The 23,341-nt window shown below is 54.3% G+C and carries 19 protein-coding genes and 1 pseudogene; all 20 read right to left on the reverse strand.

Going from position 1 to position 23,341, the window contains the following annotated elements; genetic code table 11:
• Positions 1 to 153 precede the first annotated feature (153 nt).
• Entirely contained in the window at positions 154 to 1,557 is a 1,404-nt protein-coding gene (wcaM, locus tag OGV50_RS15390; protein WP_200090804.1) for a colanic acid biosynthesis protein WcaM, read from the reverse strand.
• An 11-nt stretch (positions 1,558 to 1,568) separates the two neighbouring features.
• The gene (gene wcaL / locus OGV50_RS15395) at positions 1,569 to 2,789 is read right to left on the reverse strand and encodes a colanic acid biosynthesis glycosyltransferase WcaL (RefSeq protein ID WP_047462621.1); all 1,221 of its coding nucleotides are present in this window, start codon (positions 2,787 to 2,789) and stop codon (positions 1,569 to 1,571) included.
• A complete protein-coding gene (wcaK, locus tag OGV50_RS15400; protein ID WP_200090805.1) occupies positions 2,786 to 4,066 on the reverse strand; it encodes a colanic acid biosynthesis pyruvyl transferase WcaK in 1,281 nt (426 codons plus the stop codon). The genes wcaL and wcaK overlap by 4 nt, the downstream gene beginning before the upstream one ends.
• Positions 4,067 to 4,175: 109 nt before the next feature.
• Positions 4,176 to 5,654 carry a colanic acid undecaprenyl disphosphate flippase WzxC gene (wzxC, locus tag OGV50_RS15405; protein WP_200090806.1) on the reverse strand — a complete coding sequence of 493 codons (1,479 nt, stop codon included), beginning with the start codon at positions 5,652 to 5,654 and terminating at the stop codon, positions 4,176 to 4,178.
• A 9-nt stretch (positions 5,655 to 5,663) separates the two neighbouring features.
• On the reverse strand, positions 5,664 to 7,058 hold the full coding sequence (wcaJ, locus tag OGV50_RS15410) for an undecaprenyl-phosphate glucose phosphotransferase (RefSeq protein ID WP_047462612.1): 1,395 nt from the start codon (positions 7,056 to 7,058) through the stop codon (positions 5,664 to 5,666).
• Positions 7,059 to 7,112: 54 nt separating this feature from the next.
• Positions 7,113 to 8,483, reverse strand: a complete 1,371-nt coding sequence (gene cpsG / locus OGV50_RS15415) for a colanic acid biosynthesis phosphomannomutase CpsG (RefSeq protein WP_012131713.1) — start codon at positions 8,481 to 8,483, stop codon at positions 7,113 to 7,115.
• Between the two features lie 149 nt (positions 8,484 to 8,632).
• Positions 8,633 to 10,069 (reverse strand): mannose-1-phosphate guanyltransferase, encoded by a 1,437-nt coding sequence (gene cpsB, locus OGV50_RS15420; protein WP_012131712.1) that lies wholly within the window; start codon positions 10,067 to 10,069, stop codon positions 8,633 to 8,635.
• Between the two features lie 3 nt (positions 10,070 to 10,072).
• Positions 10,073 to 11,296, reverse strand: a complete 1,224-nt coding sequence (gene wcaI / locus OGV50_RS15425; RefSeq protein WP_200090807.1) for a colanic acid biosynthesis fucosyltransferase WcaI — start codon at positions 11,294 to 11,296, stop codon at positions 10,073 to 10,075.
• Positions 11,297 to 11,382: 86 nt separating this feature from the next.
• Positions 11,383 to 11,856 (reverse strand): annotated as a pseudogene (locus tag OGV50_RS15430) (GDP-mannose mannosyl hydrolase); the annotation flags it as partial.
• A 2-nt stretch (positions 11,857 to 11,858) separates the two neighbouring features.
• Positions 11,859 to 12,824, reverse strand: a complete 966-nt coding sequence (gene fcl / locus OGV50_RS15435; protein WP_047462602.1) for a GDP-L-fucose synthase — start codon at positions 12,822 to 12,824, stop codon at positions 11,859 to 11,861.
• 2 nt (positions 12,825 to 12,826) lie between these two features.
• Positions 12,827 to 13,948: a GDP-mannose 4,6-dehydratase gene (gene gmd, locus OGV50_RS15440; RefSeq protein ID WP_012131708.1), complete on the reverse strand. Its 1,122-nt coding sequence runs from the start codon at positions 13,946 to 13,948 to the stop codon at positions 12,827 to 12,829.
• A gap of 23 nt (positions 13,949 to 13,971) precedes the next feature.
• Complete coding sequence (gene wcaF, locus OGV50_RS15445; RefSeq protein WP_047462599.1) at positions 13,972 to 14,526, reverse strand: colanic acid biosynthesis acetyltransferase WcaF; 555 nt, start codon at positions 14,524 to 14,526, stop codon at positions 13,972 to 13,974.
• A gap of 15 nt (positions 14,527 to 14,541) precedes the next feature.
• Positions 14,542 to 15,288 (reverse strand): colanic acid biosynthesis glycosyltransferase WcaE, encoded by a 747-nt coding sequence (wcaE, locus tag OGV50_RS15450; protein WP_012131706.1) that lies wholly within the window; start codon positions 15,286 to 15,288, stop codon positions 14,542 to 14,544.
• Between the two features lie 12 nt (positions 15,289 to 15,300).
• Positions 15,301 to 16,521 (reverse strand): colanic acid polymerase WcaD, encoded by a 1,221-nt coding sequence (gene wcaD / locus OGV50_RS15455; protein ID WP_012131705.1) that lies wholly within the window; start codon positions 16,519 to 16,521, stop codon positions 15,301 to 15,303.
• Positions 16,496 to 17,713, reverse strand: coding sequence for a colanic acid biosynthesis glycosyltransferase WcaC (gene wcaC, locus OGV50_RS15460; protein ID WP_286488612.1), 1,218 nt, complete (start codon positions 17,711 to 17,713; stop codon positions 16,496 to 16,498). Before wcaC ends, wcaD begins: the two co-directional genes overlap by 26 nt.
• Positions 17,710 to 18,198 (reverse strand): colanic acid biosynthesis acetyltransferase WcaB, encoded by a 489-nt coding sequence (gene wcaB / locus OGV50_RS15465; protein WP_049011279.1) that lies wholly within the window; start codon positions 18,196 to 18,198, stop codon positions 17,710 to 17,712. The genes wcaC and wcaB overlap by 4 nt, the downstream gene beginning before the upstream one ends.
• A gap of 2 nt (positions 18,199 to 18,200) precedes the next feature.
• Positions 18,201 to 19,043: a colanic acid biosynthesis glycosyltransferase WcaA gene (gene wcaA, locus OGV50_RS15470; protein WP_024130193.1), complete on the reverse strand. Its 843-nt coding sequence runs from the start codon at positions 19,041 to 19,043 to the stop codon at positions 18,201 to 18,203.
• Positions 19,044 to 19,157: 114 nt separating this feature from the next.
• A complete protein-coding gene (wzc, locus tag OGV50_RS15475) occupies positions 19,158 to 21,320 on the reverse strand; it encodes a tyrosine-protein kinase Wzc (protein WP_071258913.1) in 2,163 nt (720 codons plus the stop codon).
• A 2-nt stretch (positions 21,321 to 21,322) separates the two neighbouring features.
• Positions 21,323 to 21,766 carry a low molecular weight protein-tyrosine-phosphatase Wzb gene (gene wzb / locus OGV50_RS15480; RefSeq protein WP_012131700.1) on the reverse strand — a complete coding sequence of 148 codons (444 nt, stop codon included), beginning with the start codon at positions 21,764 to 21,766 and terminating at the stop codon, positions 21,323 to 21,325.
• A 5-nt stretch (positions 21,767 to 21,771) separates the two neighbouring features.
• A complete protein-coding gene (locus tag OGV50_RS15485; protein WP_012131699.1) occupies positions 21,772 to 22,911 on the reverse strand; it encodes a polysaccharide export protein in 1,140 nt (379 codons plus the stop codon).
• Positions 22,912 to 23,341 lie beyond the last annotated feature (430 nt).

Here is a 23,341-nt window from a genome sequence, read left to right on the forward strand (position 1 = left end):
CTATAAAATGGTTGCTGAATTATAGCTCTTTAGCATGTTTTAGCCAGCATGAATTACATTATGGCGTTGGATGTGATGGTACGCCGCTTATCCGCAGATTGCAGTAGCCATAATCTTAAGTATGAGTAACTTTCGCCAGGAATGGTCGCAAAACTACCTCCCCCGCTCCGGCAACCTGAAATTGACCGCTTCCACATTCACCACCTTGTGGTTAATCCTGTCGATATCGACAGAGCTCTGCCCCTTCTCATTGACTGCATGAACGTTCGCCAGCGACAGCAAAGTGTCCTGTTTCGCCATAAACTTGCCGCGTATATCTTTACGCAGATCAAAGTGCATCTTCAGCGCGGGCCCTGTCGCAGACTCCTGCATTACCTTGATATTACGCAGGAAAAGATGCTGAGGCTGGTTGTGTAGTTCAAGCGTAGCGCGCTTCATCTCCAGATTGGTGATCGCCACAAAGGAGGTCGCATTCCCTGAAGAGATCTGAATGCCGCGCAGTTTATAGTCCAGGCGAGTGTTATCAAGATGAATATCATTTAATTTGAAATTTTGCGGAATGGATAAATATTTGCCTTTGACGACGCCATAACCAATAAGCATCCCCGCACAATTCACCATATCGATATTATCAATCACGAAATTATCACACCCATAAATTGCTACCGTCGCATTATCAATGCCCGCTTTCTTACTGAAATCAGGCGTGATATTCCGCGCTTTTACATTACGAATGATAAAGTGTTTTCCGTTCTCCACATGAACCAGTTGTCGGCAATCCGATCCGGTAATATTGGCCACGACAAAGTTCTTTACGGTTTGCTCTTCCGGGTAGGCATTATCGTAGGTGCTGCCCGCCAGCCCGATGCCAATCCCCCAATTGATTTTCCCGTTGGTGCAGTCGATGCGTTCTATAACATGGTCAGAGATCAGAATGTTACGATCGTTAATCGCCACGTTCCATTCGATAGCATCCCCTTGCAGATCGCTGAATCGGCCGTTGGTGATGCGCGCGCCGTCCACCTGGTTGTGGAATCCCTGGCGCAGAATGGCGTAATTTGCATGACTGACCGTAATATCATCAATGGTGAGATTACGCATCACTCGCGGCTTTTTGCCGCCAATGTAGATCTGGGTAACGGGGCCGAACCCGCTCATGGCAATCCCCCTGATGGTGCAATCTGAACCGCGCACATCCAGGGTGATGTTGTGCAGGCCGCCGCCCTGCTCCCCTGTTACCTGGCAGCCATCCTGCAACACAAACCGACCGCGACCATTGCCGCTTAAGCGCCCACGCACATGCAGCGTTTTTCCTGCCGGGATAAAGATGCCGGTATTGACGTTCTCGCAGACCAGCCCCGCAGGAACAACGACCGTCTGCGCTTCGCTAAACGCCTGTTTAAACGAGGCTATCCAGTCTCGGGGGTTATAATCCTGAATATTGACGGTTTGCCGGGGTTCAAGCGCGCGGGCAAAGGGGGAATGGAGGACAGGAAGTGCGGCAAGCGCAGAGCCTGCCGTCAGGAAGGTGCGACGGGAGAGTTTATTCTCTGGCATACAACCTCGGTTTACATCGTTTGCAGCAGGCTGGCTAACTGTTGATTAATTACCTGCTGATTAAAATCAGCCTCAACTTTTTCACGGGCGCGTTGTACCACAGGCCGCAACGACTCGGTGTCGATACGACTGAATGCCGCCAGTTGCTCCGCCAACGCCTCAGCATCATTTTCAGGCACCAGCCAGCCCGACTTACCGGCATCCACCAGTTCAGGAATTCCACTGTGAACGGTTGAAACCACCGGCAGCCCGACTGCCATCGCTTCCATCAGCGCCACCGGAATACCTTCCATATCGCCATCCGTACCGGTGATGGACGGCAGCAGAAACACATCCGCGTCATCCAGCATCTTTTTCACTTCATGGCTGGGCTTAAAGCCGGGCATCTCAATCACATCATCAAGCTGGTACTGTTCAATCAATGTGCGCAGGCGTCTCTCCCACGGCCCCATGCCCAGGATGCGATAACGGAACGCCACCCCCTGCGCTTTGAGCTGTCGGCAGGCCTCAATCGCTACGTGCAGTCCTTTCTTCTCGGTTAATCGCGCCACGGAGATAATCTCCAGCGGCGTACCCGGCGCTTTTACCGGACGGTGAGTAAAGCGCGTCATATCGACGCCCATCCGCGAGACCGCAATTTTCTCGGGCGGGCACCCCATCGTTTTAAGGCGTCCTGCCCATAATTCACTGATGGGCAGCATGAGATCGCCACGCTGGAACAGGCGTTGATATTCAGGCGTGTAGTGATTGAGCACATCGCGGTGCGATACATCAATACCGTGAAAAACGGTGGAGATTTTGCCTTTGATCACGCCAAGTTCCCGCAACTTCGCCGCCGTTACGCCCGCCGGGCCAAAATGGGCGATAAAAACATCCGCCTGGAACATTTTTGGCGTCAGCCCGCAGATTGCGGACAGAATCAGGTTGCGCGCTTCATCACCGTAACGTGAAACATTCAGCGCCTTCCAGGTCGATGCGCGCGTACCGCCACGCAAAGACGCAATGGCGCGATAGCGCAGCTTCGCCAGCTTGCCTTCCGGCTCATCCAGCAGCCAGTGCGTTTTTTCACCCAGGCGGTAGGTGTCATACGCCGCATGCGTGTTCTCAAGGTCGCCTTTATGCAACGCGACAATTTCCACCTCAAACCCCATATCGATAAACGCGGTGATCTGGTTCAGCACGAAGGTCTCTGACGACAGTGGGAACTTCAGTAAAAAGAAGCTGACCTTCATTTCCCCTCCCCGATACGGGTTAATACTGACTGCACCATGCGAAAGCCCTGTTCACGCTCGCGGTTTACGGCGTCCGCCAGTCGCGCGTTGAGCGCGGGCAACTGCCCCAGCGTATCGGCCACCATCGCTTCCAGGCTGCCGTCCAGCAAATGACGAATGTCGATCGCCATTTCAGGCAATCCCAGCTGTTGCATAATTCCGGCAGATTTGTGCTCATAATTAATGGCAATCGCAGGGGTCGCGAAATTCATGGAAATAATGGCGGAATGCAGGCGCGTGCCCACGGTCAGCTCACAGGCGCCGAGGATTTTACCCATTTCAAGATCGTTGAGTTCGTCCATTACCACATGGTAACGATCCGGATCGCTGACGTGCTGGCGCAGGTTTAACGCCACCATGCGATCGTCTTTGTTATAGCTGTCGATACCGGTACAGGTTGACAGCGCAATCACCTGATAGCCTTCCTCAAGGATACGGTTCACCACGCCAGCAAACGCCTTCTCGTAAGCCTGTTGGGTGGTTCCCAGACGCTTATCGAATGGCGCCAGTTCACGCAGCGTAATCGCAACCGTCTTTTGCTTTCCGGCAAGGGCTAACCAGTGCTGAACGGCATAAGCCGGTTCAAAATCATCATTGTGATGATCAACCAGCCAGGCGGTATCGACCCCCGCTTCAACTTTCGTCGTGGTGATATCGCTACGCTTCATCAGCTCCAGACTGACTGATTCACGCAGAATCAACGCATCACAATGACCAAAGACGTAATTCGCCAGCGTGTTGAACTGCTCGTCCTGGAAGGGGCCGACGCTGTGACCAATCATATACAGCGGCTTCTTCGCCATAAAAGTACACAACGCATGTTCAAACTGCGGCACACCGTACAGATCGACGAAAAACGAGCCCCCGACCTGGATAATGGCGTCATAACCGGATAACAGACGCACGAAGTCGGTAAACCCTTGCGCAATGGCAATATTGCGCAGCTTGCCGGTATCGGTGACGCGGGAGAGCAGTACCTGATGCTGATAGCGGCGACGCAGCACTTTTTTCACGCGCCCCATCACGCCCGCCGCGTTATTGTGCTGCTTCATCTGCGAATAGAGCGGATCGCCCATCACCGGGCGATTCAATAACCAGGATGAGCTCACCGGATAGCGACTCATCACATCCACTTCTGCGTCAGGCTCAAGACGGTTAATGGCATCCAGCAGGCCGCGCAAAATTGCGCTGTCGCCACGGTTGCCGCAGGTGTGGTTGCCCAGGATCAGTAATTTCATATTTGCCCCTTAAAATCGTTGCCGGATGGCGGCTGTCGCCTTATCCGGCCTACAGCAAAATCAATTCATAGGCCGGATACGACGCGTAAACGTCGCCATCCGGCAAAAGTTATCCTGCGCGAAGCAGTGTTTTCATTTTTTCGCTACGGCAAAACTGGCGCTTCATCTCCACCACCAGCGGATGGCGCGAAAGCACAATCATCACGGCGAAGGCCAGCGCGCCCGCCACGATTTGCGTTGCCAGCAGTACGCTCAGCGGCAGATGTCCATTCAGCGCAATCCCCAACCCATAGCTCACCGCCAGGGTAGGTAAAGAGAGATAAAACGGTAGCCACAGGCTAAGGATGTACTGGCGGTAGCTCGACCCCAGCACCGGTTTAATCATGACGAAATAGCTCAGAACGGTATTGATGATCTGCACCAGCAGGAAGCCCAGCGTCACGCCTGTCGCCCCCGCCAGATGGCCGCCAACGATAATTGCCGGAATGAACAGAAAGGTTTTGAACACATTGAATTTGAAGCTGATATCGACGCGCGCTTTCGCCATCAGCAACGAACCAATCGGGTTGCCGACAGAGCGCAACAGCCCCACCACGCACAGCAGTTGCAGCACCGGAATGATGCTGTTCCACTTCTCGCCAAAAACCAGCGGTACAAAATTATTCGATACCACCATCAGACCGAGCAACGCGGGAAAATTAATAATCCCCACGACCGACAGCAGCTTGTAGAAGTTGACGCGCAGCTTCTCCGTATCATCCTGAATTTTGGCGAACGCCGGGAACAATACGCGGGTAATGATCGGGTTAAGCTTCATTGGCGGAACCACCGCCACGTTATAAGCAAGGTTGTATCCCCCGGCGACGCTCGCGCCGAGAATACGCGCCAGCACCAGCGTCGACAGGTTAGTATTGACGTAATTGATGATGCTGTCCGCCGTCAGCCATGCGCCAAAGCGCAGGTTCGACGAAACAGACGCCAGCGAAAAATGCAGGCCGGGGCGGTAGATCTTCCGGCCAAAATAGCCGAACAGCAGCGTACGGACGGCGCTGTTGACCAGATAGCCGAGGATCGCCGTCATTGCCAGCGGCCAGAAATGGGCGCTGGCCACGGTAAAGGTGAACCCTGCCAGCACCGAGCTGGTCTCGATCATGCCTATTTTGTTAAATTCCAGCTCCTTTTGCATCAACGCGCGAAATTGCTGCCCGTGAGGGATCACCACAAACGCCAGCGACAGGGTTTTAATCAGCGGCGCCAGATCGGGGTTATGCAGCACGTTGCCGATCACGTCGCTAAGCAAAAACACCACGACGCACACCGCCAGCCCTAAGCCAACGTTCAGCCAGTACAGGGTGGTGAGTTCGAGGTGGCTTATCGTTTTACGCTGGATAATGGAGTTGGCAATACCGAAGTCCGACAGCGTATCGGCGAGAGCGATAATCACCAGCGACACGGTCAGCAGACCAAACTGGTGATTATCAATAATCCGCGCCAGCACGGTCATCTGAATCAGTCCCAGCCCGATGATGATAACCGTAGCGATCGCCGACCACTTCGCCCCACTGATGGTTTTTTCTCGTAAGCTCATGATCGTTCCTCAGTACGCCGCTTTATTCACAAAGCCTTTGAACACCGTCAGAAAAACAATCTTGATGTCAAACCACACGCTCCACTCACGGATGTACTCCAGATCAAACTCCACGCGCTTTTCCATTTTCTCCAGCGTGTCGGTCTCGCCGCGCCAGCCGTTGATCTGCGCCCACCCCGTAATGCCGGGTTTGACTTTATGGCGCAGCATGTAGCCTTCGATAAGCTGGCGATACTGCTCGTTATGCGCCACCGCGTGCGGGCGCGGCCCAACGATAGACATACCGCCGGTCAGAACGTTGATAAACTGCGGCAGTTCATCAAGCGAGGTACGGCGCAGAAAATTCCCCACGCGGGTTACACGCGGGTCGTTTTGCGTCGCCTGCGTCACCACTTTGTCGTTTTCCATCACCTTCATGGAGCGGAATTTCCACACTTTGATCGGCTTACCGTCCATGCCATAACGAGTCTGACGGAAAATGATCGGCCCTGGCGAACTGAATTTGACCGCCAGCGCAATGCAACACAGCACCGGAGAGATCAGCAGCAGAATCAGCGACGCCAGCACGATATCTTCCGCGCGTTTCAGCAGACGATTGATCCCTGACAGCGGCGTGTCATACAGCGGCACGACCGGCACGCCGCTTACCTCTTCAATGCGCGAGTGCAGAATATTGAAGGTAAAAACATCCGGGATGAGGATGACTGAGCAGGTGGTGTCCGCCAGAGCGCGCACCAGTTTTTTTACCTGCGCCCCGTCACTCATCGACATGGCGATATAGACGTTATGAATACGTGAGGCTTTGGCATCCTCGACCAGCTGTTGCAGATTTCCGGCCCAGTCAGAAGAGACGCCGCCCGGTTTCGGATCGTAGTAAACGCCGACCACTTCAAAACCCAACCACGGCTCCTTGCGGAAGCTGTCCAGCAGCGACTGACCGGCAGGAAGATCCCCCGCCACCGCCACCCGGCGCGTGTTGTACCCACGGTTACGCAGCCATCCGGCTCCGTAGCGAATGAACGAGCGGCAGACCACCAGACCTACGCTGGAGAGCGCATACCACGCCAGCCAGACGGTAAGACGGTTATCGAAGTCGTTATTGAAGGCAATCAGGCCCGCGCTGAAGACCAGACTCAGCGTCCAGTTTTGCAGCAGTAGCGCCAGTTCCGTCGAAATCTTCACGCCGCGCCAGGAACGGTAAAAATCAGTTATGCCGCCCAGCATCTGAAAAACCACCAGCGTGATCAGCGCCACCAACAGATGCATATACAGGAAAGGCAATCCGCTCAGCTTGCAGACAACCCATAACCCGCCAAACATGATGGTGATATCCGAAAAGCGTTGCACCATAGAGATTAACGATGCATTGGTTTTGGCTCGCTCGCGCTTTTTTAGATTTGTCATCGTTGTTCCTGTTATTAGCCCCTTACCCGTCGCCGGGTAAGGGAAGAACCGACATTACTGATTCAGCAACGTCAGCAGGGTTCGCGTTCGCGCTTCCATCAGCGGAATGTCGCCGCGTGATTCCACGTTCAGCCGCACCACCGGTTCGGTATTGGAAGAACGCAGGTTGAAGCGCCAGTCGGCAAACGACATGCTGATGCCGTCAGTTCTGTCCACCGTCAGCGCTTCACGCGCAAAGTGTGCTTCCACCCGGCTGATGGCGGCCGCAGGCTCTGCAAGTTTGCTGTTGATTTCACCGCTGGCCGGGAACGCCGCCATCCGGTCACGCACCAGTTCCCCCAGCGACTGCCCTTTCAGACATACCAGCTCCGCCACCAGCAGCCACGGGATCATCCCGCTGTCGCAGTACGCAAAATCACGGAAATAGTGATGGGCGCTCATTTCGCCGCCGTAGATAGCATCTTCATGGCGCATACGTTCTTTAATAAAGGCATGGCCGGTTTTCGACATCACCGGCGTGCCGCCCGCCGCCGTCACCACATCAACAGTGTTCCAGGACAAACGCGGGTCATGGATGATCTTCGCCCCAGGGTGTTTCTCCAGAAATGCCTCCGCCAGCAGGCCGACAATGTAGTAGCCCTCAATGAACTGCCCTTTCTCATCAAACAGGAAGCAGCGGTCGAAATCCCCGTCGAAGGCAATGCCCATATCTGCGCCGTGTTCAATAACGGCGTTGCGGGTGTCATCGCGACACTCCGGCAGCAGCGGATTAGGGATGCCGTTCGGGAAGTTGCCGTCCGGCGTGTTGTGGATTTTGATGAAGTCAACCGGCACGCCCTGCGCCTTAAAGCGGGCTTCAATAGCATCCACCACCGGGCCTGCCGCGCCGTTGCCGGAGTTGATGACCAGCTTCAATGGCGTGAGATTGTTGACGTTGATGTAGCCGAACAGGTGGTCGATGTAGGCGTCACGCAGATTGATCTGCTTATAGCTGCCGCGTCTGGCTTCGTTGACCGGTGGAAAATCATTGGCTTCCGCCAGACGCTGCACGTCGCGCAGGCCGGTGTCGCCGCTGATGGGGCGCGCGCCCTCGCGCACCAGTTTCATACCGTTGTAGTCCATCGGGTTATGGCTGGCGGTCACTTCAATACCGCCATCGACGCCCAGATGGAAGGTCGCAAAATAGATCTCTTCCGTGCCGGAAAGGCCAATATCCAGTACGTCAACGCCCGCATCCTGCAACCCTTTCGCCAGCGCCAGTTTCAGCGACTCGCTTGTCAGGCGCACATCGCCGCCCAGCACAATGGTTTTCGGTTGCAGGAACTCGCCGTAAGCGCGGCCAATACGCCACGCGATATCCTCATTCAACTCTTCGCCCAGCCTGCCGCGAATATCGTAGGCTTTAAAACAGGTTAATTTCGTCATGTTTTTTACCCTTCTTCAGGCAACAGTTGGCCCTGACTCTCGTAAGAGCCTTTTTCAATTTTTGTTTTATTGCCCGGTGGCGCTGCGCTTACCGGGACTACGGACCTGTAGGCCGGATAAGCAACGCGCCATCCGGCAACTTACCAGGCTTACACCCGCCCGTAGCGATCGGCGAAGCGCACCACGTCGTCCTCTTCAAGGTACGAACCGGAGCGGACTTCAATCAGGTCGAGCGGAATTTTTCCCGGATTCTCCAGGCAGTGGGTCGCCCCCAGAGGTATGTAGACAGACTCGTTTTCACCGAGCAGTTTGATTTCGCCGTTGATGGTGACTTTTGCCGTCCCTGCAACCACCACCCAGTGCTCCGCCCGATGGTGATGCATCTGCACGGAGAGCCCCTCGCCGGGTTTAACGGTAATACGTTTCACCTGATAACGGTCGCCAGCGTCGATGGAGTCGTATTTGCCCCACGGCCGGTAGACTTCACGGTGGATATGGTGCTCATGACGCCCGTCAGCTTTAATCTGCTCCACCACTTTTTTCACATCCTGCACCGCATTGCGATCGGCAATCAGCACCGCATCTTTGGTCTGTACAACCACCAGGTCTTTCACCCCGACGGTCGTCACCAGGCCCGACTCCGCATAAACGTAGCTGTTTTCCGTTTTATGGCTAATAACGTCGCCGTGATGCACGTTTCCCTCGGCGGTGTGCGCGCTGATTTCCCACAGTGAAGACCAGGAACCCACGTCGCTCCAGCCGGCATCCATCGGCATAACCACCGCATCCGCCGTGCGCTCCATCACCGCGTAGTCCACCGACTCTTCCGGGCAGGCGAGGAACGCCTCTTCATCCACGCGGATAAAATCGAGGTCGGGGTCAACGATGCTCATCGCGTTTTCGCAGGCGTCCAGAATATCGGGACGGTATTTTTTCAGTTCTTCCAGATAACGCCCGGCGCGGAACAGGAACATCCCGCTGTTCCAGTAGTAGTCGCCGCTCGCCACGTAGGCCTGCGCGGTTTCAAGATTGGGTTTTTCGACAAACTGCGCGACGTCAAAAGCGACCGCGTCTTGCTCGCCGGGAGAGACATCGCCGCGACGAATGTAGCCATAGCCGGTTTCCGGCAGATCCGGCACGATGCCGAACGTGACCAGTTTGCCCGCTTCGGCATACGGAATGGCGTTACGCACCGCGTCGCGAAACGCCCCTTCATCAGCAATGACGTGATCGGCCGCCAGTACCAGCATCAGCGGATCGCCTTCCGGGCTGTGGCGTTTCGCCGCCAGCGCCGCCAGCGCAATCGCTGGCGCGGTATTGCGCCCGGCAGGTTCGAGAATAATGTTCTCCGTCAGTTTGTTTAGCTGGCGCAACTGTTCGGCGACAATAAAGCGGTGCTGCTCATTGCAGATCACCACCGGGCTTTCGCACTCCACGCCGTTCAGACGACAAATGGTCGTTTGCAGCATGGTGAGATCGCCCTTCAGGCAGAGAAACTGTTTTGGATAAAGTACACGAGAAAGCGGCCATAAACGGCTACCCGAGCCACCCGCCATCACGACCGGATAAAGTTTACGTTGACCCATGATTTATCCCCGAATATCTGTAATAAATTGACGTAACACGTTCTCTTTATCGAGCGTGCGTTCGGCATATTCGCATGCCACCGTGTTGTTCTCAGGCATGGCAAGCGCCTGGGTAATCCCCGTCACCAGCGCGTCGACCGACTCCGGTTCCACGCAAACGGCAATGCCGGGATAGTCGCGACAAAGCTGGCCGAGTTCGGTTTCCGGTTCAGCGGTAATCACCGCATTGCCGCCCACCGCCAGAATATTGGTCAGTTTCGACGGCAAAACGGCATCCGCCGCGCCGCGCTTTTGCACCACCAGATGGCAATCGCCCATCTTCAGCAGCGCAGGTAAGGCTTCATAAGGCTGAAGCGGATAAAATTTGACGTTATCCAGGCCGCGCTCACGGGTCATTTTTTCCAGCCGCGCTTTGCCGCCGCCCTGCCCGACAATGACAAACAACCAGGGGCGATCGGTAAGACGCTCAGCAGCGTCGATCACGTTCTCAAGCCCTTGTTTTTCACCAATATTGCCGGAGTACAGAATGATTTTTTTATCATCCGGCAACCCCAACGTCTGGCGTAAACGGGCCGCATCGCTAGCGGTCACGTCGCGAAAACGCGCCACTTCCGACCAGTTAGGGAAGAAAATCACCTTGTCTGCCGCGACCCCTTTTTCCTGCGCTTTATTCATCATTGAGCGGGAGATGGTGGAGACGTTATCGACGTTGTGCAGACCGCTGCGCTCGAACGCGGCGGCCAGTCGGGCAACCTTACCGCTCTTGCTTTGCCCGGCCAGCCCCAGACCGAGCATCGCATCCACCTCGTAGTCCTGAATGTGCAGCAACGTGCGCGCGCCGGAGAGTTTCGCCAGCAAACGCATACCCGGCGTGCAAAACAGCGTCGGCACCACGCCGATAATCCGATCCGGCTTCCAGCGTCGCTGCGCCATCAGCGGGAAGAAACTGCTCAGGGCGAAACTGCCCAGGTGCAGCAAGCGTTTCAGCGTCGATGGCTGCGTCGGAACATATAACGGGCAGCGCCAGACGGTGGCCGCCCCCTCTTCCCGGCGATAACGCCAGGAGGAATACTGCTCGCCCACTTTCCACTGCGGGTAATAAGGCGGCGCGGTGATCACCCGAACTTCATGCCCTTCACGCGCCATCCACTCCACCATCTCGCCGGTGTATTTACCGATGCCGGTTAGCTCCGGCGAGTAGTTGATGCCGTACACAAGGATTCTCATACGCTTCATCCTTCAACCTGACTCTGCGTTGGCTGCATCTGCTCACCCCTGCCGCCTTGATTCAGGCTGAATGATTTCGTGTAACATCCAGGCGTCCCGGACTGACGATCCGCGAGGAAGTACGCCCGACTGTTGTCGTGAACGCTGGCGCTTGCCAGAAGCCGCTCAGGCGTCTGCCAGCGATAATCTTCATGTTGTTCATCAGGCAGATGCAGATCCGCCTGATTCACCTTCAGGCGAAAACCAAGCACAACGTAATGAGTGGTAAAGTCTTCGCCGGAGAAGTTATCGTCATAGAAGTGCTGCCAGACGCCATAAAACGCGCCTGCGGACAGCGGTAAACGCAGCCCCAGTTCCGCCTGAGTGAGACGCTCAAACGCTTTTTCCAGCGTCTCATCCTTCTGCACGCGCCCGCCCGGTACGAACCAGTAACCCTGCGCAGGGCGATTGGTGCGCTTGCCCAGCAGAAATTCGCCGCGCTCATTCTCCACGATCAAATCAATGGAGATCAGCGGCGTAGAGCGCACGACGGTAGCGAAATCTTCCTGACGTAAAAACATGTTTACCCCCGGAACCGGTGCTGGTTCTCAAGGAACCACTGGTAAGTGCTGGCAAGCCCGGCCTCCAGCGACACCTCGTGATACCAGCCAAGCTGATGCAGACGCGTTACGTCGAGCAGTTTGCGCGGCGCGCCGTCCGGTTTCGTGGCGTCAAACACCACCCGCCCTTTGTAGCCCACGACCTGAGCGATCGTTTGCGCCAGCTCCCGAATGGTGCAATCCACACCAGTACCGACGTTGATGTGCGAGAGCATCGGCTGCGTGTTCTCCTGCCACACTTCGCGATCCAGCTCCATCACATGGATGCTGGCAGCAGCCATATCATCCACATGCAGGAACTCACGCATCGGTGTCCCGCTGCCCCATACCACTACATCCGGCGCGTTCTGTTCGGTCGCTTCATGGAAGCGACGCAGCAGCGCGGGAATGACGTGCGAATTACTCGGGTGGAAGTTGTCATGCGGCCCGTACAGGTTGGTCGGCATAACCGAGCGGTAATCGCGGTCAAACTGGCGATTCCAGGACTCGCACAGTTTGATCCCGGCAATTTTTGCGATGGCATACGGCTCGTTGGTTGGTTCAAGCGACCCTTGCAGCAGTTCGCTTTCCGCCATCGGCTGTTTCGCCAGTTTGGGGTAGATACAGGAGGAACCGAGGAACAACAGCTTGTTCACGTTGTGCAGATGCGCGGCGTGAATGATGTTGCTCTCAATCATCATGTTCTCGTAGATGAAATCGGCCGGGTACGTATTGTTGGCGACAATACCGCCCACCTTCGCCGCCGCCAGATAAACCTGGTCAATGCGTTCTTCAGCGAAGAATGCCTGTACCGCCCGGCTATCCAGCAAATTCAGCTCGTCGCGGGTGCGGAGCACCAGCTCCACATCCTCGCGCTGCGCCAGCTGTCTTACGATGGCGGAACCCACCATCCCGCGATGGCCCGCCACAAAAATACGTTGTTTCATCATCCTCAGGACTCCAGCGCGATGGCAACCTCGTAGCCATGAGATTTCAGCAAGGAATGTTTCTTCGCCGCTTCCAGGTCTTTCGCAACCATTTCAGACACCATCTCCTGGAGTGTGATCTCCGGTTTCCAGCCCAGCTTCTCGTGCGCTTTTGACGGGTCGCCCAGCAGGGTTTCCACTTCCGCAGGACGGAAGTAGCGCGGGTCAACGGCAATAATCACATCACCCGGCTTCACGCCCGGCGCGTCATGACCGGTGACAGAAACGACAATCCCTTTCTCTTCCACGCCTTCCCCTTCAAAGCGCAGTTTGATCCCCAGCTGTGCCGCCGCCATTTCGACAAACTGGCGCACGGAGTACTGCACGCCGGTCGCGATCACGAAATCTTCCGGCGTCTCTTGTTGCAGCATCATCCACTGCATCTTGACGTAGTCTTTGGCATGACCCCAGTCACGCAGGGAATCCATGTTGCCGAGGAACAGGCAGGACTCCAGCCCCTGAGCGATATTGGCAATCGCGCGGGTGATTTTGCGGGTCACGAAGGTTTCGCCGCGACGTGGAGATTCATGGTTGAACAGAATGCCGTTACAGGCGTAGATGCCGTAGGATTCGCGGTAGTTAACGGTGATCCAGTAGGCGTACAGTTTGGCGACGGCATACGGAGAGCGCGGATAGAACGGAGTGGTCTCTTTTTGCGGAATTTCCTGCACCAGACCGTACAGCTCAGAGGTGGAGGCCTGATAGAAACGGGTTTTCTTTTCCAGGCCCAGGAAGCGGATCGCCTCCAGCAGACGCAGCGTACCCAGCGCATCTACGTCGGCGGTGTATTCCGGGGACTCAAACGAAACCGCAACGTGGCTCATTGCCCCCAGGTTGTAGACTTCATCCGGCTGCACTTCCTGCAAAATGCGGGTCAGGTTGGATGAGTCGGTCAGATCACCGTAGTGCAGGTGGAATTTCGGGTTGCTGGCATGCGGGTCCTGATAGATATGATCCACGCGTTCGGTATTGAACGAAGACGCGCGACGCTTGATACCATGAACCTCGTAACCTTTCTCCAGCAGAAGTTCCGCCAAGTAAGAACCATCCTGCCCGGTTACGCCAGTAATGAGAGCGACTTTTGACATTTTATTTTCCTCAAATAGTCCCGTTAGGGAGTAACTTTCTCAACGCGCTCGCGCGTTACCACTGCGGGATTGCCACGGCAGATTGTGTTTGCCGGTAGCGATTTAAAAACACTGCTTCGCGCACCAACGACGGTGCCGTCGCCTATCGTTACGCCGGGAGCGACAAAGACATCCGTCGCCAGCCAGCATTTCTCGCCAATCACAATTGGCGTGGCGTTAATATCAAAATGGGCGCTGGCATAATCATGACTGCCGGTACATAAATAGCTTTTCTGCGAAATAACAGAGTGTGCGCCAATCGTAATGTCACCCAGCGTATATAAAACGGCGTCATCGCCGACCCAGGCGTAATCACCTAACGTCAATTTCCACGGATACGTAATTTTTACAGAAGGTCGGATGACTGCGTTTTTTCCTATTTTTGCGCCAAACATCCGTAATAAAAATGCGCGCCAGCGATACATCACCTGCGGCGACCAGCTAAATAACGTCGCCTGCACCGCCCACCATAATTGCACTTTTATTGCATTGCCGCCCCGGAACCCTTTCGGCACCGAGAAGCCGCTTAAATCCTGCATCATTTTTCCTTATATTCAGGCTTTGTTATATAAGGCTTTTGCTTTGCCTGTCGTTTTCAGACGTAGTAAATAAGATAATTCCGCCCAGAATCCGGGTACGCGTAATATTTTACGCTGCACGTTTTTTGCATCCCGGCATAATTCCAGATTATTTGAGGTTGACACGCCGCCCATAGAAAATTCAGACACCAACCCTTTGATTCGACGGAAAGGATAGCCTGATTTATAAAGACTGGCTGCCAGCGCGTAATCAGATGACACCTTATATTGCAGATCGTATGGATGTTTTTTCAGCCCTGCGGTCGGGAAGAAAATAGCCTGATGGCTGGCGGGTAAGCTGTGGTAGATATACCAGCCATGTTTGGCGCTTCGTCGGGTTTTATTTCCTTCACCAAAATCCAGCAACGCGTCACCAATGTACATCGCGTCATCATTTTTTCGCCCCAGTTGACGGACAAAATCGGTGACATCTTCATGAAACACATCGCCGGAATTGAGGAAAAGAGTATAGCGCCCTTGCGCCATCGCAATGCCTTTGTTCATCGCGTCGTAAATGCCGCGATCTTTTTCACTCACGAAGCGTAAGTTAAACTCACCGTTGAGTTTTTCCAGAAACTGGGCGGTGCCGTCATCCGAACCGCCGTCCACGACAATCCATTCAAAGGTCAGGCTGGGATCGCGCGCCAGGTTGCGCAGCGAGCGCCAGGTGTTTACCACGCCGTCGTAATTACGAAAGGCGACAGTAACGACGCTAAGTAACATAAAACCACCTCGTCATGAATTCGTAATATTTAGCGCTTTGCGCAAAATAAAAGGACAAACGATTAAAAATGCATATTCCGGGCTAAATATCGAACCGGTAAAAAACAACGATACCGGCGTAAAGAGATAAAGCTGCACCCGAAAATTCTGATTATCGCCAAACGCATTCAGCGTCATTTTTAAGATTTTCCACATGTACCATGCGGTCAATAACACCGCGAACCATGAGAAATAAATAATCAGCAGATACAGGCCATTGTCTATTGTTTTCCCGACATCCGCACCGTTAAAAATTCCGAATGATGCGACATATTCATAAAGTGAGCCAAATCTGACTACGCCATCAATATGGGTTAACGAATAACCGACCATCACTAATGGCCCAACGATACGATAATACGATGATGAGCCTTCCGTTCCTAAATCTCCAAGACGTTCAGCGATATAAGGAAATGCAAAAACCACACCGACTAAAAATACGCCCAACGAAATAATCGCCAGCGGCAATTTTTTCCTTATCGCATCCTTATTCAGATACTGAAATGCCCACTCCAGTAAGTAAAACAGGATAAAGGTCATTACCCCTGAAAATGATCCTGATAATATTATCCCTGCCAGAATCATAGCATCGGTCTTAGGGGTTTTGATACCAAACTGTTTGATGCTGAGCCAAATTGAGATTAACGCCAGAGCAAAAAACGCCGGTTCAAAATAGAGCGCAGTGGTTCGCTTACCGCCAAATTTAATAAAATTCAGCACATAGCTATTACTGTAAATAAGATATTTCGAAATTCCTTCCATTAAGCTGCTGCCGCCGGTAAGAATGATCTGCGCCATCTCAACTGCCGCCAGCGCCACCACAAACGCCACCACCATATAGAAAAAACGTAATATCTTGCGGTAGTTATGCGGGGAAACGGTTTTAAAGCGAATACTCCACACCATGCCGATAATGATGACGATGTAAACAAACAGCATCGTCGAGGTGACATATTTGCTGGCATCCAGCGACTGACCGAACAGGTAGTTAAACGCCGTCAGCCCTGCCCCCACGCCCAGCGCAATCATCAATTTTTTAATGCTGATGCGCTCAATGAACAACAACAGCAAAACGGGTAAAAAGGTGACGATGGTGATGGGGAAGCTTTCGCCCAGTTGGGCAATTTTGACGTTGACCAGCAGGTAGATCAGCGGCAGCAGCAGGTAACTACAGATTCTGATAGAACGAGACATACTCCTCCAGCATCTGTTGTCCGCTGTATGCGGTGCGGCTACGCTCGCAAAAGGCCTCCAGCGAGGCGCCAAATACGGCCTGGGCAATGTCAGATTTGCTCATCTGCACCAGGTTAAGCACCTCGTCTTCACTGAACGTTCGCCCGCCCGATTTTGCCAACACCTCCTGCGCCGCGTCGCTGTGCGTGGCGATCACCGGCACGCCGATAGATAACGCTTCACACAAAATCAGCGGGTAATTATCGACCCGGGAGCTGAACACCAGCGCATCCATCTGGTTAAGGGCGCTCATCAGCTTGCGTTTATCGGTTTCAAAGCCGTGATTCACCACGTTCTCACCGTCGAAGGGGGAAAACTTACCGAAGGTGTGCAGCTCAATGTTGTTGCCTGCCGCCATCATGTCGCGCACCAGTTGCTGGTTTGTTTTGCCGTCATAGCGCAGATCGTGCGCCACCACGGCAATTTTCGGTTTGCCCTGGCGCTCGCTCACCGGCGACAGTTCGGACAGAATCGCTTCGGTCGCCACATCAATGCCATTATTGATAATGCGACAACGCCCTGCCCCGTACAGGCTGTTAAACGCCTCCGCCACATGCTGGCTGGGAGAGATAAACTGACAGCCCAGCGAGAGCATCTGCTGAAACAGCTGCCGCTTGCCCACCACCAGCTGGTGCGCTCTGTCCACTTTTACCGGCGGATAATTGGTCAGCGTCGGGCATTTCTGACAGCCGCTTTTCCAGCCTTCACAACCGTCGGTAAAGGCACAGCGTCCGGTCACGCTCCAGTGATCGTGCAACGTCCAGACCAGCCTCACGTCCGGCTTGTGGTTTTTCACCTTCTCGCAGAAAGCGACAACCTCTGCCAGATTCAGCCAGTAGCTGTGCAGCACATGAAAATGCAGCACCAGCGGGCCGGGTGTCCGGGTCACTTTGCGGTACAGGTTATCGAGATTGCCAACAAGGTCGCGGTTAAACAGACGAAACAGCGCGATATTGGCGACCGATGTCAGACGCGGCGTCTGTTTAATCACATGCGGGTAGTTGCTGTGGCTGACGCTTTTCTTCCCGCCTTTGCCGTAGCCATAGACAAAGTGCGAGGTCAGGCCTTTTTGTAGCGCGCGCAGGTGCAGGTCTAATGCCACGCCCGCCGCGCCGCCTTCCGCCAGTCGAACATTAAATTGCAGAATATTCATTTAATTACCTTCACTCGCGCCTTCTCTCCCACTACCAGCGCGTTATCGGGAACCGTGTCGAGCACCACGCTGCCCGCCCCGATAGTCACGTTATTGCCGATGGTGATATCCCCCAGCAAAATGACGTTAGCGCCCAGCTCAACGCCGTTACCAATGACCGGGCACGCCAGGCTGTCGCCACCCCGGTTGCCGATGGTGACGCCATGACGCACGGTGAAGTCGTCGCCCGCGACGACATGCTTATTGATCACGACGGCATAACCGTGATGGATGGTGAAGCGTCGGCCGATGGTTGCGGCGGCCTGAATTTCGTAACCAAACAGGCATTCGGTCATCAGGCGGTACAGCACCAGCACCGGCGCGGCCCACAGGTTATTCAGCACATTTTTTTTGCGCCAGACGGAACAAAAATGGGCGACGCGGTAGGCCAGCACCATGCAGCACGGGCGCAGACTCCAGCTGTTTGCGCGTAGATCCTCCAGCATCCTTAACGCCCCCGCAGTCCGTCAGCCAGGCGTTTGCCGTTACGCACAGAAAACAGCGTCAGCAACGTGCGCCAGGTCATTCGCTTATTGCGGATCTGGTACAGCGTAAACAGCTGATACTTTTTGCTGGCGCGGTCGAATTTGTCTTTATGCTTGCGGTAGAAATGGAAGTAGCCGGAGAACTTTTTCGGCGAGGAGGTGATCTGCATTTCACCGTGATTGATGTGCAGAATCTGCGTCGCCTCTTCCACTTTCCACGGTTCGCCGTACTCAACCACCATGCGCAGGAAAATATCGTAGTCCTGCGCGGCTTTCAGTTCGGTATCAAACAGGCACTCTTTAAAACGCCAGGCCCAGGTAAAGACCTGATTGCCAATGATATTGCGTTTATAAAAAAGACGGCGTGAGTACGGCGATTTCGGGTACAGCGGCAGACTGGCCGGCTGCGAGTAAACCTCGCCTTCACAGACATAGTCATTGGCGTATAAAAACGCGTGCGTTACCAGCTGATGCTTATGTTCAAGGAACACGCTCAGACGGTTCGGCGTCCATTCATCATCATCATCGATCCCGGTGATGTACTGCCCTTTCGCCTGCATAATGGCCTGATTACGCACCGCGCAGGCGCCGGAATTGATCGCATTGTGGGTGTAGCGCACGCGCGGGTCGTTTAACCCTTCAACAAACTGCTGCAACTGCTCATACGATGAGGAGCAGTCATCCACAATGATCATTTCCCAGTGGGTATAGTCCTGGCGCAGCACCGATTTAATCGCGCGAATCGCCAGTTGCTGCCGATTCCAGGTTGGCATGTAGATCGAAATCAGTGGGTTGTCTATTGTCATTCTCATTCCCCGGATAGTGTCGGATGGCGGCGTAAACACCTTATCCGGCCTACAGTCACCAGCAATTTTGTCGGCCCTGTAGGCCTGATAAGCGCAGCGTCATCAGGCGACTTATTATTTTGAATCCGACTTGTATTCGTACTCGTAGTAACCGTAATCCTGATAACCGGTCGCCCGTCGGAAGATGGAGTTGAGGATTACGCCTTTTACCGGAATGCCGTTCTGCTCAAAGCGGCTCAGGCTGGTTTCCACCTCTTTTAATGTGTTAACAGCGTAACGCGCCACCATCAGCGTGGTGCCGACATGCCGTCCGACGATCGCCGCATCGGTCACCGCCAGAATCGGCGGCGTATCGATTAAGACCAGGTCATAGCGCGCGCTGGCCCAGGCAATCAGTTCGCCAAAGCGCTCGCTCATCAGCAGTTCCGACGGGTTAGGCGGCACCTGTCCGCGCGGCACCAGATCGAAATGCGGGATGGAGGTGGGTTTGGCGCAGGAGGCGATATCCCCTTTGCCCACCAGAATGTCTGACAGACCATTCACGTTGTTGGTGCCCAGCAGCTCGTGGGTATAGCCTTTACGCATATCGCAGTCGATCAGCAGCACGCGTTTGTTGGTCTGGCTGATGACCGCCGCCAGGTTGGCGCAGACAAAGGTTTTGCCGATAGACGGGCTGACCCCGGTCAACATCAGCACATTGTTTTGCGCCTGCATCATGGCGAAATGCAGACTGGTACGCAGGCTACGCACCGCCTCAATCGCCAGATCGGTTGGATTCCCCACCGCCAGCAACTGGCTCTGTTTGTAGCGCTTAACGCCCTTAATCGTTTTGACGTTATCGCGCGCTTTCTGCCACTCCGACAGCGGAATGCTGGCATAGACGCTGATGCCGTGTTCTTCGAGCACCTGCGGACTTTCAATCCCACGGTTAAACAGCGAACGCAGCAACACGCCGACGATAGAGAGCATCAGGCCAAGAATAATGCTGCCAAGAATAATCAGCGCTTTTTTCGGCTTCAGCACGCCCGGCTGGGCAATCGCCGGGTCAACAATACGCACATCCCCGACGGTGCTGGCCTCGGTGATCTTCAGCTCCTGCTGCTTGTTCAGCAGTTGCATATAAACCTGCTGACCGGATTCGACGTCGCGCGTCAGACGCACAATTTCCTGCTGCGTTTTCGGCATTGCCGTCACGCGCCCGTTCAGTTTGGCTTTTTCATCTTCCAGCGCTTTACGTTTTTCCAGCAGCGTACGGTAAGCCGGATGCGCTTTAGTAAACAGCTTGGAGATTTCCGCCTCTTTGAAGGTCAGTTCGTTAAGCTGGGCGTCGATATTCACCATCGAATCCAGCACCGCCTTGGCCTCCAGCGGTAAGTCCACGGAGTCTTTATCCTGACGGAAGGCGTTGAGTTTGTTTTCCGCGACGTCCAGGCGACTGCGCACTTCCGGCAACTGTTTCGCCAGGAACGCCAGGCTTTTCGCCGCTTCCGCAGATTTCCGCTCAACGTTCTGTTCGAGATAGTTGCGGGTGATGCTGTTGAGAATATCGCGGATCTGATCCTTGTCTTCACCGGTAAAGGCCAGGCTCAATACGCCGGTATCTTTGCCGTTTTCCGTCACGGTCAGGTTGTTTTGCAGATTGTTGATCATCCCAAGCGTGGAGAATTTAGTGACGGTAAATTCACTGTCCGGGCGGGCATGGATAGCGCTCACCATCATCGTCACGCCATCTTTACTCAGCAGTTGCCCGGCCTGACCGCGCGCGCTAAAGCCGCCGTCGCTGGTCAGTTCGTAGGTTTTGTCACTCAGCACGTTAAGCGTGAAAACCTGCTCGCCCATCTCTTTTGGACGGGTGAACGTTGTCACTTTCACCGTCTCATTCTGCCGCCCCATCAGGCGCTCCCAGCCTGCGCCAAACAGCGGGAAGGTGTTTTTGGTGACGGAGATATCCAGGTCGAGATCGTCAACGGTTTTCCCCAGAACCAGACGCGACTGAATCAGCTGAATTTCCGCTTCTGATGCCGGCGGTTTATTGGCCAGCGCAGAGCCAATATCCTGCACCAGCGAGTTACCGGTATTTTGCTCGATTTGCACCAGCGCGTCGGCGCTGTAAATCGGCGTGGCGAATAGCGTGTAAATCACGGCGCACAGCGCAAATACTGCCGTAATGCCAAGCACCCACCAGCGCGCTTCAATGACGGTTCCCACCAGGCGACCGATATCGATTTCATCACTGCCCGTTACCGGAGCGGCAAGCTGTTTTACTTTTTCTGTCATTGTTATACCTGCTCTGCGTTCAATGCCTGCGCCCATTGGCGAGCAGACCTTTCAAGTAATGTGTACACCGCTTCAAACGCCTCGCGACTTTTGCGATACGGGTCGGGTATTTCACGCTCGCTGTCCCAGTGGCCGAACAACATCACTTTCCCGCGCATCTCTGGCGCCATCTCACACAGTCTGGCGATATGGCGTTTTTCCATCGCCAGAATCAGGTCATAATCCCGGCACATACGCCCGGAGATCTGGCGGGCGCAATGACCTTCAAGAGAGAGGTTATGCGCCGCCGCCACGCTGACCGCCGACCGGTCGGCGCCCCTTCCCACCAGTGCGCCCAGCCCGGCGGACTCCACCGTTAACGACGGGTGATAACTTTTCAGCAAGCGCTCTGCCGTTGGGGAACGGCAAATGTTCCCCACGCAAACAACTAAGATTTTGTTAAACATGACGTTTACCAGTTATGAATGTCGCTGGCCGTATCCGTCATATAACGGACACCGCTGATGGTCGGCAGCAACTGATTGATCAGACGGTTCCAGCGCGCAACCGGTGCGGTCGTGACGTACACCACATCGTAAGGTTGCAGTCGGAACTCCGTCGCCATCACCAGAGAAGTGGCATCAGACATATCAAGCTGATAAATATTGGCGATCTTGCCATTGCGTCCGCCCTCGCCTTTCAGCGGTCGAATCACGAAGATGCCGCTGGCATTGGAGGTGGTCAGGTCGATACCTTCCGCCGTACCCAATGCTTCGGTGAGCGTCATACCGCTGAAGTCCATTTTGAGGGTGCTCTGTTTCTTCACTTCACCCATTACGAAGACTTTCAGATCGTCATTACGCGGTACAAACAGGATGTCTCCAGGGTAGAGCAACCGGTTCTGGCTGAGATCGCCGTTTTGCATCAGCGCCTGCAAAGAAATTCTCTGCTCCTGGCCATTGTGCGTCAGCACGACGTTGCGCCAGTCGGCGTTTTCGGTCAGACCGCCTGCGGCGTTGATGGCATCAAGAACGGTGAGCGGCACGTTGGTGATCGCCTGCTGGCCGGATTTATTCACCTGCCCGGAGACATACGCCTTCTGCGAGCGGAAAGCGGCGATATTAACGTCCACCTGCGGGTCAGCAATGTACTTCGCTAAGCGCCCGGTAATATCACTGCGAATTTCACCCAGCGTTTTGCCCACCACAGTCACTTTGCCGATGTAGGGATAAAACATGGTGCCATCGGGTTGAACCCAGTTGCCGGTATCACTGGAGCTGCGGTACTGCCCGGCGGGCGTGGTCAGTTCCGGGTGATCCCAGACCGTCACATTCAAAACATCGCCTGGGCCGACGCGGTACTGGTAGCTTGAGATCTCCTGGTCCAGTGACATATTGGGCTGCGCCACATTTGGACGTGGTCGTAATTGCTCCACCAGGCGCGGCGTCAACGGATAGACATTCACCATACGGTCGAGATCAAAATCAGCGTCTTGCTGTTTGATCACGTCTTTACCCATCGTAGACATATTGCTGCCCGGAAGTACTGTGCAACCACTTATCAAGGTTACCGACACCAATAATGGCATCAATTTCATTTTGGATTTCATCATTGATTATTTATCACTTTGGCAGAGTAATTATCCCGTGCAATTTAAATAGCGACTTCGCCTGTACACATTTACATTGCAGTTAATTGAAAAGAAATTTAACTGGCATCAGTCCTAAAAAATTTGGATTCATCCGTAGGCTATTGACAGAATAATTCAGACTTGTCACCAGGTTATCAGACACGCTACCGCCCTTGGCTTTTTAGCTACCAATACACTGATTAATTTAGGTTTTTATAATCCTCTTTATTTCCTCTTCTTCGCGACAGAGAAACATCACAGGAAATAAGAAAGTTACTCAGTAATGGCCTGCTTGACGGCGACAGGATATTTTTGTTGCCCACCATTAATGCTGCAAGAATTGTTGCAGTTAACGTAATAGCAGGCAAGGTAACAAGCCTGTACTTCACCCTTTTTAAGATTAATATTAAGC

Source organism: Citrobacter sp. CK180 (assembly GCF_030333655.1).
Classification (GTDB): Bacteria; Pseudomonadota; Gammaproteobacteria; order Enterobacterales; family Enterobacteriaceae; genus Citrobacter_B; species Citrobacter_B koseri.